Source organism: Bosea sp. 124, from assembly GCF_003046175.1.
Classification (GTDB): Bacteria; Pseudomonadota; Alphaproteobacteria; order Rhizobiales; family Beijerinckiaceae; genus Allobosea.
In genome coordinates this window covers 43,126-55,391 of sequence record NZ_PZZM01000001.1, presented here as the reverse complement: position 1 = coordinate 55,391, position 12,266 = coordinate 43,126, and the positions used below count along the sequence as shown (strand labels likewise).

The 12,266-nt window shown below is 68.4% G+C and carries 14 protein-coding genes and 1 riboswitch; of the genes, 11 read left to right on the top strand and 3 right to left on the bottom strand.

All coding sequences use genetic code 11. From position 1 onward, the window contains the following. The first annotated feature begins 36 nt into the window (after positions 1–36). Positions 37–137, top strand: a riboswitch (TPP riboswitch). A gap of 49 nt (positions 138–186) precedes the next feature. The 4 genes from thiO to C8D03_RS00255 are packed head-to-tail and all read left to right on the top strand — an operon-like array spanning position 187 to position 2,827. Further along, a complete protein-coding gene (thiO, locus tag C8D03_RS00270) occupies positions 187–1,215 on the top strand; it encodes a glycine oxidase ThiO (protein ID WP_108044467.1) in 1,029 nt (342 codons plus the stop codon). Further along, a complete protein-coding gene (gene thiS, locus C8D03_RS00265; RefSeq protein WP_108044466.1) occupies positions 1,199–1,396 on the top strand; it encodes a sulfur carrier protein ThiS in 198 nt (65 codons plus the stop codon). Before thiO ends, thiS begins: the two co-directional genes overlap by 17 nt. Before the next feature lie 31 nt (positions 1,397–1,427). Further along, positions 1,428–2,201 carry a thiazole synthase gene (locus C8D03_RS00260; protein ID WP_108051007.1) on the top strand — a complete coding sequence of 258 codons (774 nt, stop codon included), beginning with the start codon at positions 1,428–1,430 and terminating at the stop codon, positions 2,199–2,201. A gap of 14 nt (positions 2,202–2,215) precedes the next feature. Further along, the gene (locus C8D03_RS00255; RefSeq protein WP_108044465.1) at positions 2,216–2,827 is read left to right on the top strand and encodes a thiamine phosphate synthase; all 612 of its coding nucleotides are present in this window, start codon (positions 2,216–2,218) and stop codon (positions 2,825–2,827) included. Positions 2,828–2,923: 96 nt separating this feature from the next. Here C8D03_RS00255 and C8D03_RS00250 read toward each other — a convergent pair whose 3' ends face one another. The 3 genes from C8D03_RS00250 to C8D03_RS00240 all read right to left on the bottom strand — a co-directional run bounded on the left by C8D03_RS00250 (position 2,924) and on the right by C8D03_RS00240 (position 5,322). Beyond that, positions 2,924–3,238 (bottom strand): Rdx family protein, encoded by a 315-nt coding sequence (locus C8D03_RS00250; protein WP_108044464.1) that lies wholly within the window; start codon positions 3,236–3,238, stop codon positions 2,924–2,926. Positions 3,239–3,319: 81 nt separating this feature from the next. After that, positions 3,320–4,441, bottom strand: a complete 1,122-nt coding sequence (locus C8D03_RS00245; RefSeq protein WP_108044463.1) for a DUF3616 domain-containing protein — start codon at positions 4,439–4,441, stop codon at positions 3,320–3,322. Positions 4,442–4,503: 62 nt separating this feature from the next. Beyond that, positions 4,504–5,322 carry an IclR family transcriptional regulator gene (locus C8D03_RS00240; protein ID WP_108044462.1) on the bottom strand — a complete coding sequence of 273 codons (819 nt, stop codon included), beginning with the start codon at positions 5,320–5,322 and terminating at the stop codon, positions 4,504–4,506. Positions 5,323–5,501: 179 nt separating this feature from the next. Between C8D03_RS00240 and C8D03_RS00235 the strand changes: the two genes are divergently transcribed. The 7 genes from C8D03_RS00235 to C8D03_RS00205 are packed head-to-tail and all read left to right on the top strand — an operon-like array spanning position 5,502 to position 12,205. Continuing rightward, positions 5,502–6,554: an ABC transporter ATP-binding protein gene (locus tag C8D03_RS00235; RefSeq protein ID WP_108044461.1), complete on the top strand. Its 1,053-nt coding sequence runs from the start codon at positions 5,502–5,504 to the stop codon at positions 6,552–6,554. Next, positions 6,551–7,453: an ABC transporter permease gene (locus C8D03_RS00230; protein ID WP_108044460.1), complete on the top strand. Its 903-nt coding sequence runs from the start codon at positions 6,551–6,553 to the stop codon at positions 7,451–7,453. Before C8D03_RS00235 ends, C8D03_RS00230 begins: the two co-directional genes overlap by 4 nt. A 10-nt stretch (positions 7,454–7,463) precedes the next feature. Further along, positions 7,464–8,258, top strand: a complete 795-nt coding sequence (locus C8D03_RS00225; RefSeq protein WP_108044459.1) for an ABC transporter permease — start codon at positions 7,464–7,466, stop codon at positions 8,256–8,258. A gap of 11 nt (positions 8,259–8,269) precedes the next feature. Next, on the top strand, positions 8,270–8,560 hold the full coding sequence (locus tag C8D03_RS00220; protein WP_108044458.1) for a (2Fe-2S)-binding protein: 291 nt from the start codon (positions 8,270–8,272) through the stop codon (positions 8,558–8,560). Further along, positions 8,557–9,945, top strand: a complete 1,389-nt coding sequence (locus C8D03_RS00215) for an NAD(P)/FAD-dependent oxidoreductase (protein WP_108044457.1) — start codon at positions 8,557–8,559, stop codon at positions 9,943–9,945. The genes C8D03_RS00220 and C8D03_RS00215 overlap by 4 nt, the downstream gene beginning before the upstream one ends. Next, on the top strand, positions 9,942–11,138 hold the full coding sequence (locus tag C8D03_RS00210; RefSeq protein WP_108044456.1) for an NAD(P)/FAD-dependent oxidoreductase: 1,197 nt from the start codon (positions 9,942–9,944) through the stop codon (positions 11,136–11,138). The genes C8D03_RS00215 and C8D03_RS00210 overlap by 4 nt, the downstream gene beginning before the upstream one ends. Beyond that, on the top strand, positions 11,135–12,205 hold the full coding sequence (locus C8D03_RS00205; RefSeq protein WP_108044455.1) for a polyamine ABC transporter substrate-binding protein: 1,071 nt from the start codon (positions 11,135–11,137) through the stop codon (positions 12,203–12,205). Before C8D03_RS00210 ends, C8D03_RS00205 begins: the two co-directional genes overlap by 4 nt. The last annotated feature ends 61 nt before the right edge of the window (positions 12,206–12,266 follow it).

Below are 12,266 nucleotides of genomic sequence, written 5' to 3'. Positions count from 1 at the left end.
CGGCTTGCCCCGTCGGGCTCGGGGCCCTAAACTGCCACTCATCCGTTGGGGTGCCGCGAGGCTGAGAGGTGCTGATGCACCAACCCATCGAACCTGATCCGGGTAATGCCGGCGAAGGGAACGGTCATCGGCTCGTCGCTCGCCTCGTCACGCCATGACCGTTGCCTTCCCGGGAAGGGGAACGGCATGGCGAAGACGCATCCACGTCTGGACAGACCCGTCCATGTCGGCATCGTCGGTGCGGGCGTCGTCGGCCTCGCCTGCGCGGTGGAACTGCTCGGCAGGGGCGCCACGGTCGAGATGCATGAGCGCGGCGCCTTCGCGGGCGAGCGGGCCTGCTCCTGGCATGCGGGCGGCATGCTCGCGCCGTGGTGCGAGGGCGAGAGCGCCGAGGAACCCGTGATCCGCCTGGGCCAGGAAGCCGCAGCGTGGTGGGCGCGCCATGTCGGCGGTGTCGTCCGCAACGGCACGCTCGTGCTGGCGCCGAGCCGCGACCGCAGCGAGCTCAGGCGTTTCGGGCAGCGCACCTCCCATTTCGTCGAGCTGGACGGGGAGGGGATCGCGGCGCTCGAACCCGATCTCGCCGGGCGCTTCGGCAAGGGGCTGTTCTTCGACGGCGAGGCGCATCTCGATCCGCGCCTGGCACTCGCCGGCCTGGCCGACAAGGTCAGGGCGCTGGGCGGTCGCATCCATTTCGGCAGCGAGGTGGCGGCCGGCGACATCGCCGCCGAAACCGTGCTCGACTGCCGCGGCCTTTCGGCTCGCGATGCTTTGTCCGATCTGCGCGGCGTCAAGGGCGAGATGCTGCTGCTGAAGAGCCGCGACATTGCGCTGTCGCGCCCGGTCCGGCTGCTGCATCCGCGTATTCCGCTCTATGTTGTCCCGCGCGCCGACGGGCTCTTCATGGTCGGCGCGACCATGATCGAAAGCGGTGAGCGCGGCCGCATCTCGGCCCGCTCGATGCTGGAACTGCTCGGCGCGGGCTATGCGCTGCATCCCGCCTTCGGCGAGGCCGAGCTGGTCGAGATCGGCGTCGATGCCCGCCCGGCCTTTCCCGACAACCTGCCGCGGCTGACGCGCCGGGGCCGGGTGCTCCATGTCAACGGGTTCTACCGCCACGGCTTCCTCCTCAGCCCCGCCATGGCGCGGCTGGCGGCCGAGGCCGTGCTCGATCCAGCCGCCATTCCGGAGATGTTGCATGACGCTGCTGCTTAACGGGCAACCCCGGGAGATAGCCGCCGCGACGCTGGCGGAGGCGCTGGCCGAACTCGGCTACGCCGGCAAGGTCGTCGCCACGGCGGTGAACGGCGATTTCGTCGCGGCCCGCCAGCGCGAGGCGCTCAGGCTGGCCGAGGGCGACCGTATCGAGGTTCTCGCACCGATGCAGGGCGGCTGAAATGCAGGGGGCTGAGATGCAAAGGTCCGAGATGAACGACTTCTATGGTTTCGAACCGAAGAACCGGCTCTTCCTCGGCACGGCGCGTTATCCTTCGCCGGCGATCCTCGCCGAGGCGGTCAGGCTGTCCGGCGTCGAAGTCGTCACCGTCTCGCTGCGCCGCGAGGCGGGCGAGGGCGGTGCCGGCCAGGCCTTCTGGTCGCTGATCCGCGAACTCGGCGTCCGGGTACTGCCCAACACCGCCGGCTGCCATAGCGTCAAAGAGGCGGTGACCACGGCGCATATGGCACGCGAGGTCTTCGGCACGAACTGGATCAAGCTCGAGGTCATCGGCGAAGACGACACGCTCCAGCCCGACGTCGTCGGGACGATCGAGGCCGCGCGCATCCTCACCGATGACGGCTTCGAGGTCTTTCCCTACACAACCGAGGACATCGTCGTCGCTGGCCGCCTGCTCGATGCCGGCTGCGAGGTGTTGATGCCCTGGGGCGCGCCGATCGGCTCAGGGAGGGGGCTGAACAACCCTTACGGCCTGCGCACCCTGCGCCAGCATTTCCCGGGCATACCGCTCGTCGTCGATGCCGGCATCGGCCTGCCTTCCCACGCTGCGCAGGCGATGGAGTTGGGCTATGACGCGATCCTGCTCAACACCGCGGTTGCGAAAGCCGGCGATCCCGCGCTGATGGCGCAGGCCTTCGCCATGGCGATCGCAGCCGGCCGGCAGGCCTTCGAGGCGCAGCCGATCGAAGCCCGCGACATGGCCGCTCCCTCCACCCCCGTCATGGGCAAGGCGTTCCTGTCGTGAAAGACCTGTCTCGCATGAAGCTCGATCCCTTCTACCCCATCTTCGACAGTGCCGGCTGGCTGGAGCGCATGCTGCCGCTCGGCGTGAAGCTGGTTCAACTGCGCATCAAGGACAAAAGCGAGGTCGAGACTGGCCGCGAGATCGCCCGCGCCAAGCGGCTCTGCGAGGCCGCGGCTTGCGTCCTCGTCGTTAACGACTACTGGCATCTGGCGATCGAGGAAGGCTGCGACTTCGTCCATCTCGGCCAGGAGGATCTTGACGGGGCCGATCTCGCCGCCATCCGCAAGGCCGGCATGAGGCTCGGCGTCAGCAGCCATGACGAGGCGGAGCTGGAGCGGGCGCTGGCGACGCAGCCCGACTATGTCGCGCTGGGGCCGGTCTATCCGACCATCCTGAAGGCGCTGCATTGGGGCCCGCAGGGGCTCGATCGCGTCACGGAATGGAAGCGCCGCATCGGCACGATCCCGTTGGTCGGCATCGGCGGCATCTCGCTGGAGCGCGCCCCGGGCGTTTTCGAGGCGGGGGCGGACATCGTCGCGGCGGTGACGGACATCACCCTCAACGCCGATCCGGAGGCACGGCTGAAGGCCTGGATCGCGGCGACGCGCAGCCGCGCCGCGGGATAGGATGCGTCATTCTCGGGCTTTGACCCGAGAATCGCATGATGAGAAGGCACTGGTTTGCGGGATGCTCGGGGCAAGCCCGAGAATGACGCCTCGGCGTCAGACGCTCTCCACCGCGACATGCCCGTCGACATGGCCGAGGCTGCGCTCGGGGTCGAGCCGGTCGCGCACGCGCTGCTTCAGCACCTTGGAGTCGGGAAAGCCGCCATCGGCCTTGCGGTCCCATATCAGCTCGCCGTCGTAATGGATCTGGAAGATGCCGCCGGTGCGCGGGATCAGCGCGATCTCGCCGAGATCCTGCCCGAAGGTCGAGAGCAGTTCCTGGCCGAGCCAGGTGGCGCGCAGCATCCACTGGCACATCGAGCAATAGGTGATCGCGATGCGCGGGGCGGGCTTGGGGGCGGTTTCGGTCATGACGCTTTGCCTTCAGGAAGGGGGCTGGCCTTCGAGACCATGCTTTCCCACCGCGAGGCAAGAGCCGTGCGGCATGGCAGATCAGCGCGGGATGCTGAAGCGCAGCGCCCCGCCGTCGCAGAGCCCGTCGGAGAAAATGACCGCCTGATAAGGTTGGTCCGGCTTGTCGTCGAGAACGGCGAGCGCTTCGGGCTTGATGTCCTTGCGCTTGATCGTTTCCGAGCAGTTCCGTAATGGCACGCCGCTCAGGTCCAGCGCGGCCAGAGGCGTTGGTTGGACGGTGGCGTCGCCGGCATCCTTGCCGTCCCAGCGCAGCACGACCCAGCCGCGATTCTCGTTCTTGTCGTCGTCGTCGGGGCCGGCGAGCACGAGAATGCCGTCGCTGACCGCGAGCAGGTCCCGCACGGCCCGCCCTTGGCCGACAGCGATGGTGCCGAGCTTCGGCGCGGCATCGCCTCCCGCAAACAGCGCCTCGGCATCGATGGAGAGGATTTTGGCTGTGCCGTTGCTCGCAGGGCCGCGAAAGCCGATGAACAGCCTGCCGTCCCGAATGGCGAGCCCCTCGATGTTGACGCCGCGCCTGCCGCGCAGTTCCGGCTTCTTCTTCGGCGGCTCGGTGCCGAGGCACATCCCGTCGCCGACATGGTCCTTCAGCCCGGGCAGGCCTGCCATCAGGGTCCAGAGCGCGCCCGTATCCGCAAATCCGGCCAGTTTCCCGGTGGCGTCCTCCTTGCCGCGGCCCGTGGCGGGGTCGATCATGAAGCGGATCAGGTGACGGCTCTGCGGATTGGCCTCGCAATCGCCGCGCTTGGCGCTGTGCGAACCGGCGATGTAGTAGAACTTGCCGTCGGTCGCGGCGGCCTCGCCATCGAGCTCGACCTTGCCCGGCCGCAGCACCACGCGTTTCGGGTTGGGGCGAATCGCGGCGTCATCGATCGTCAGGTAGCGCGCTTCGCCGCCTTCGTCGAAAACCGCCAGGCAGAGCCGCGGCGCGGCGGCGATCGCCGGGCAGGCGACCCCGCTGAGCGACTGCCGCGTGTCCTCTGTCCTGCGCTCGAACGCGAAGCCCGCGCCGGCGGGCAGCGGGCCGGCACTGGGCCTGATCGCCGGCGGCTCCGCCGCAGCCGCATTGCCGGCTGGCGGAAGCAGGGGCAGGCCGATCATCAGCAAGGCGAGGCGCAGTCGGGAAAGGATCGTTTCCATGGCGATCTCCCTCAAGGGTTGTGTGACGCTACGGCGTTTTGCGCTCTCGGGGAAGCGCCGTTTCAGCCGGCGACCGCGCTCAGGCTGCGCGAGGGATAGCGCAGCGCCATGTCGAAAGGGTTGAGTCTGGCGCCTAGCGCCTGCGCCTCCGTTTGCAGGATGCCGACGACGTTCGGGAGCCGGTCCTCGCGCAGCCGCTCGGCCAGCGTGCCGATGCTGAGCGCTGCCACCGCGCGCCCTTCCGCGTCGCAGACCGGCACGGCGGCGCCCGCCATGCCGGGTATCAGCCCGGTGTTGAGATTGACCCAGCCCTGTTCGCGGGCCTTCGCCAGCCCGCTGCGCAGCGCCGCCTCGTCGAGGAAGCCGCGATCGAGCAGGCGGGGCATGTTGAAGCGGATCACCGCCTCCCGCTCGGCTTCCGGCAGATGCGCCAGGATGGCGAGGCTGCCCTGACCGATGCCGAGCGGCACCTTGCCGCCGATGTCGCCGGTGAAGGAGCGGATCGGGAAGGGGCCCTCGATCCGGTCGAGGCAGACCGCGTCATAGCCGTTGCGCACCAGCAGGAAGACGGTGTCGCTCAGCGTCGCCGAGAGCCGCAGCAGCGCCGGCCGCGCCAGTTCGCGCAGGCCTCCGGCCTGGCCGGCGCGGGCGGCCAGCACGAAGAAATCGAGCGCCGGCCGGTAGCGCTTGCCGCCCGCGACCTGCTCGACGAAGCCCTCCGCCATCAGGTCGCGCAAGGCGCGGTGAGCGCTGGGCTGGCCGCAGCCGGCGGCGCTGGCGATGTCCTTCAGCCGCATGCCGGCGGCATCGCCCGCCGACACGATGCGCAGCAGGCGCAGCGCGCGCTGGAGACTCGATGGGGGTTCGCTAGTTTCGGACATTTTGTGCGGAATGAGTCGCGTCTCGGAAGGAAATAAATTCCACATGGAAGAATTGTGTCAATATAAATTCTCCAATGTGAAATCCTCGATTGACGGATTTATGTCGCCTGCGTCTCCTTGGGGCATCGCAGTCCGGCCTCCGGTTCGATCATGTCCGGGAGCCCGCATTCGAGGTGCCGATGGGCTTCCTGACGCTGCAATCGCTGAGCAAGGTCTATGGTGAACTCGCCGCCGTGCGCGATGTCGACCTGAGCGTCGCCAAGGGCGAATTCGTCTCGCTGCTCGGCCCCTCCGGATGCGGCAAGACCACGACGCTGCAGATGATCGCGGGCCTGGTCGAGCCGACGGGCGGGCGCATCACGCTCGATGGGCGCGACATCACCCATGAGAAGCCGAGCCGGCGCGGCCTCGGCATCGTCTTCCAGAGCTACGCCCTGTTCCCGCATATGACCGTGGCGGAGAACGTCGCCTTCGGACTGGAGATGCGCAAGGTCGCGAAACCCGAGCGCGACAGGCGCGTCGCGGAGATGCTGGCGCTGGTCCATCTCGCGGCTCTCGCCGAGCGCTATCCGCGCCAGCTTTCGGGCGGACAGCGTCAGCGTGTCGCCATTGCGCGAGCGCTCGTCATCGAGCCGCCGGTGCTGCTGCTGGACGAGCCGCTCTCCAATCTCGACGCCAAGCTGCGCGAGGAGATGCAGTTCGAACTGCGCCGTATCCAGCGCAGCGTCGGCACCACGACGATCATGGTGACACATGACCAGGCCGAGGCGCTCTCGATCAGCGACCGCGTCGTGGTGATGGAACAGGGCGCGATGACCCAGATCGATGCGCCTTACCGGCTCTATGAGCGGCCGGCGACGGCCTTCATCTCCTCCTTCGTCGGCAAGATGAACCGGATCGAGGGCATCTGGCGGGGCGGTCGTGCGGAGGTGGCAAGCCTCGCCTTGCCGAGCGAGCTGGTTGGTCTCGCGGACGGGCAGGCTGTCGCGCTGTCGCTGCGACCGGAGAAGATCCTGCTGGGCGAGGCCGGGCAAGGAGTTCTGGACGGGCGCATCGCAGCCCGTTTCTTCCTCGGCAGCTACTGGCTCTTCAACGTCGAGACGCCGGTCGGGGTCGTCTCGGTCTCGGTGCCGAACCAGGGCGAGGAGCCGCCGGGCGAGGGCGCGCAGGTCTCGCTCTCCTGGGCGCCGGCGAGTCTCAAGGTCGATGCGCTGGCGGGAGCCGCCGCATGAGCAGCGCAAGCCCAGATATCGGCGCTGCCGGCCTTGTCGTTCCGGCTGCGAAACGCGCCAATCCGACGCCCTGGCTGCTCGTCGGCCCCGGCGCGCTGCTCTTCCTCGGGCTGGTCGTCCTGCCGCTGATCCTGACGGTCATCCTGTCCTTCCACGCCTATGACCACACCACCGGCATCAAGAACGAATTCACGCTCGGTCACTACGCCGCGGTCTTCTCCGACAGCTACTATCTCGGCATCTTCTGGCGCACGCTGCGGCTCGCCTTCCTGACGACGCTGATCTGCGTGCTGATCGGGGCGCCCGAGGCCTATATCCTGTCGCGGATGCGCGATCCCTGGCGCTCGGTCTTCCTGCTGGTGATCATCGGGCCGCTGCTGGTTTCCGTGGTGGTGCGCGCCTTCGGCTGGAGCATGCTGCTGGGCTCGACCGGGCTGGTGAACCAGACGTTGCAGGTGCTCGGCTTCGGCACCGTCAAGCTGCTCTACACCGAGACGGCGATCGTGATCGCGCTCGTCCACGTCATGTTGCCCTTCATGGTCATACCGGTCTGGACGGCGCTGCAGAAGCTCGATCCGATGGTCGAGGCGGCCGCCCTGACGCTGGGCGCCTCCCACTTCACGGCGCTGCGCCGCGTGGTGATGCCGCAGGTCTCGCTCGGCATGCTGTCGGGCAGCCTGATCGTCTTCGGGCTCTCCGCCAGCGCCTTCGCCATTCCCGGCTTGCTTGGCGGACGCCGGCTCAAGATGGCCGCGACGCTGGTCTATGACGAATTCATGCACGAGCTGAACTGGCCGCTCGGCGCCGCCATCGCCATCATCGTGCTCGTCGCCAACCTCGCCATCATGCTGGCCTATAACCGCATGGTCGAGGCCCGCGCCCGCCGGACCTTGGGTTGAGGAGGGCGCCATGCAGAAGAACGGCCCCACCGCCCTGATCTTCCACAGCCTCGTCGTCGCCTTCGTTTTGGCGCCGCTGGTGGTGATCTGCCTCGTCGCCTTCACGCCCGAGAACACGCTCTCGATCCCGACGACGTCGTTCTCGCTGCGCTGGTTCCGCGAGATCTTCGTCCATCCCGATTTCGTCGCCTCCTTCGCCAACAGCCTCTGGCTGGCGACATTGGCCGCGACGATCTCGGTGGCGCTCGCGGTGCCTGCCGCGCTCGCCATCGACCGATACGACTTTCCCGGCCGCGATGCGCTGAACGCGCTTTTCCTGTCGCCGCTGATCATCCCGCATCTGGTGCTCGGCGTCGCCTTTCTGCGGCTGTTTGCGCTGATCGGCGGCACCGGCTCCTTCGCCTGGCTGGTTGCGACCCATGTCATCATCATCACGCCCTATGTGCTGCGGCTGGTGATGGCGGCCTTCACGGGGCTCGACCGCAGCGCCGAGCAGGCGGCGATGACGCTCGGCGCCTCGCACTGGACGGTGTTCCGCCGGGTCACGGCGCCGATGATCCTGCCCGGCATCACCGGCGGCTGGCTGCTCGCCTTCATCAACTCGTTCGACGAGCTGACGATGTCGATCTTCGTGACCTCGCCGCAGACGGTGACGCTGCCGGTGCGGATGTACATGTACGCCACGGAATCGATCGATCCGATGATGGCGGCGGTCTCCGCTCTGATGATCGCGCTGACGGCCGGCGCCATGCTGATCCTCGACCGCGCCTTCGGCCTCGACAAGATCCTCGTCGGGCAGAAGTGAGGGCGAGAGCCATGCCGCTGCTCCATCGCATCGCCCGCAAGGATCACGCTGCCATCGCCTTCATCCTCGACGGCTCTGCCTGCGAGGGCCGGGCCGGCGACACGCTGCTGACCGCGATCCTCAGCCAGGCCGATGCCGTCCGGCAGACGGAGTTCTCGGGCCAGCCGCGCGCCGGTTTCTGCCAGATGGGCGCCTGCCAGGACTGCTGGGTGACACTGGCCGATGGCGAACGCCTGCGCGCCTGCACCACGCCGCTGGCCGCAGGCATGAGCATCGTCACGCGAGCGAGGCTGGCCGCGTGATCGGGCGCGCCCAGCCGCTCGTCGTCGGCGCCGGGCCGGCCGGCATTCGTGCGGCGCAGGCGCTCGTCGCGGCGGGACTTCGGCCGCTGGTGGTCGACGAGGCGCCGTCCTGCGGCGGCCAGATCTACCGCCAGCGCCTCGTCCCGGACGAGCGCAGCGCGAGGGCGCTCTACGGGTCCGAGGCCGGCAAGGCGCAGGCCCTGCATCGCGATTTCGCCGGTCTGGCAGGCCGCATCGACTACTGGCCCCAGGCTCTGCTCTGGAACCTGCGCGAAGGCGTGGCCGACATCGCGGTCGCGGGCGAGAGCCGCCGCGTCACCTATGACGGGCTGATCCTGGCGACGGGCGCCACCGATCGCATCCTGCCGATCCCGGGCTGGACGCTGCCCGGCGTCTTCACGCTCGGCGGTGCCCAGATCGCCCTGAAGGCGCAGGGCTGTGCCATCGGCCGGCGCGTCGTCTTCGCAGGCTCCGGCCCGCTGCTGTATCTCGTCGCCTGGCAGTATATGAAGGCCGGCGTCGAGGTCGCCGCCGTGCTGGACGCAGCCCCCTTCTCGGCCAAATTCGCCATGCTGCGGGGCCTGCCCTTGTTCCCGGCCATCATCCTGCGCGGGATGCGTTTCGTCGCCGAACTGCGCCTGCGCGGCGTCGCCATCCATTATGGCGTCGAGGATGTCCGGATCGAGGGTGAGAGTGCCGTCGCAGGCATCGCCTGGCGGCAGGGCGGCGACGCGCGCCGGATCGTCTGCGACGGCGTCGGCTATGGTCTTGCCCTGCGCCCGGAGACGCAAGCCGCCGATCTCGCCGGCTGCGCCTTCCGGTTCGATCAGCGTGACCGCGCCTGGCTGCCCCGGCGCGATGCGACCGGGCGCACCAGCATCCCCCGCGTCTATCTTGCGGGAGACGGTGCCGGCATCGCGGGAGCTGACGCGGCGGAGCGGGCAGGGGAGCGGGCGGCACTGGCGCTCCGCGAGGATCGCGGCCTGCCGCATGCGCCGGAGCGCGCGGCCCGGCTGGAGGCGGAACTCGCCCGTATCGACCGCTTCCGCGACGTGCTCGAGGCGGCCTTCCCCTTCCCGGCGCATTGGGCAGCCGATTGCGCCGACGACACGCTGCTCTGCCGCTGCGAGGAGATCAGCGCCGGCGAGGCCCGCAGGGCGATCGACCATTTCGACATCACGGAGATCAACCGGCTGAAGGCCGTCAGTCGCGTCGGCATGGGCCGTTGCCAGGGGCGCATCTGCGCCGGAGCGGCGGCGGAACTGCTCGCAGCCCGGACGGGGCGCAGCCTCGAAGACGTCGGGCGTCTGCGCTCGCAGGCGCCGCTGAAGCCGGTACCGCTGGTGTTGAAGCCGGCCGCGCGGGAGACGGAGACGGTGTCGTGAGCGCGCGCCTCGATGTCGATGTCGCGATCATCGGCGGCGGGCTCGTCGGCTCCTCGGCGGCGCTCGCCTTGCGCGGCATGGGCCTGTCCGTTGCCTTGCTCGACAAGGGCTTCTGCGGCGCGCAGGCGAGCGGGGTGAACTATGGCGGTGTGCGCCGGCAGGGCCGCCCGCGCGAGCAACTGCCGCTGTCGCAGCGCGCCCATGCGATCTGGCCGCGTCTGGCCGCCCTCATCGGCATCGATGGCGAATTCCTGCGCTCCGGCCATCTCAAGCTTGCCCGCGGCGAGGCCGACATGGCAGCGCTTGAAGCCTATGCGACCGCTGTCGCCGATCAGGGTCTCGATCTCGAGCTGATCGGCCATAACGACCTGCGCCAGCGCTTTCCCTGGATCGACGGAGACATCACCGGCGCCTCGCTTTGTGCTGGCGACGGCCACGCCAATCCGCGCCTGGTCTCGGCCGGCTTCGCCAGCGCTGCGCGCCGGGCCGGCGCCCATGTGCTGGAGAACACGCCCGTGACGGGTGCGACCCGCAACGGGGCCGGCTTCGCGCTGGAGGCGGGCGACGGACTGACGCTGCGGGCCGGCGCGCTCATCAACAGTGCCGGCGCCTGGGCCGGCCGCTTCGCTGAAAGTTTTGCCGAGCCGGTCCCGGTCAGCCGGATCTACCCCTCGATGGTGGTGACGGAGCCGCTCGCGCCGATCATGACGGTCAATACCGGCATGGAGGGCGCCGGCATCTATGCAAGGCAGGTCGTGCGCGGGAACTGCATCGTCGGTGGCGAGCGCGGCTTGCCTTTGGCCGATCCGGATTTCTCCCGGCCTGCCGGCGAAGGCGCGCTCGCCATCATGAACAAGGCGGCCGAACTCTTCCCGGCGATGCACCACGCCCAGGCCATCCGCTTCTGGACCGGCACCGAGGCTTCGATGCCGGACCGCAACCCGGTAATCGGGCCAAGCGGCACCACGCCCGGCCTCTTCCACGCCTTCGGCTTTTCCGGAGCGGGATTCCAGATCGCGCCCGGTGTCGGCGAGGTGCTGGCCGAACTCGTCCGCGACGGCGCCACGACCACGCCGATCGAGGCCTTCTCGATCGCGCGCTTTGCGCAAGTCCCTTCACGCAGCGACCGCACAGCCGACGGCTCGGGTGCGGATCGCCATTCAGAGCCGCAACACAGGGGAGACCTCTCATGATTGATCGTCGCAAGGCCATTTCCGGCCGCAACGCTCTTGGCGCCGCCGTCGCCACGCTCGCGCTCATCGCCGGCACGGCGGCTTTCGCCCAGACCAAGACGCTCTATATCGGCATGAATGGCGGCAACTTCGAGAAGACCTTCACCCAGGGCGTCCTCCCGGAATTCGAGAAGACGAACAACGTCAAGGTCGTCGTCGTCCCGGGCACCTCCTCGGACATCCTCGCCAAGGCGACGGCAGCCAAGGACAAGCCGCAGATGCACGTCATGTTCCTCGATGACGGCGTCATGGTCCGCGCCGTCGGGGCCGGCCTTTGCGAGAAGCTGAAGGACGGCCCCGAACTCGCCGAACTCGACCAGGGCGCCCGCATGAAGGGCGACATGGCCGTCGGCATCGACATGGGCATGACCGGCCTCGCCTATAACAAGAAGATGTTCGACGAGAAGGGTTGGGCCGCCCCGACCTCCTGGATGGACATGGCCGACCCCAAGTTCAAGGACAAGGTCGTGTTCCAGTCGGCCTCGGCCTCTTCCTTCGGCCTGCACGCCTTTCTGATGTTCAACCGCATCCAGGGCGGCACCGAGGCCAATGTCGAGCCTGGATTCGCCAAGTTCCGCGAGACGATCGGCAAGAACGTCATCGAGTTCATTCCGAACTCGGCCAAGATCTCCGAGATGGTCCAGACCGGCGAGGCCGCGATCTTCCCGCTGACCCCGACCGGCGTCGCGAATCTGAAGGAAAAGGGCATCCCGGTCGAATACGCCCAGCCCAAGGAAGGTTCGGTGGTGCTGATGGTGGCGCAATGCGTCATCGCCAACAATTCCGAGCCGGAACTGGCGCAGAAGCTCGCCGCCTATTTGCTCTCGGCTGAGGCGCAGTCCAAGGCGCTGGCGGTCGGCAACGTCGTGCCGTCGAACACCAGGTCGAAGGCGACGACGCCTGAGGCCGAGAAGAAGCTCGAGGCCTTTCACGGCTTCATGAAGACCGCCGTGGTGCTGGATTGGGACGCGATCAATGCCAAGCGCCCGGAATGGAACAGCCGCTGGAACAAGATGATCGAGCGGTAAGCCGCCCTCGATCCAGAGCTTGAGACTCTGAAACACGCCGTTATCCTGGGCGACCGAAGGT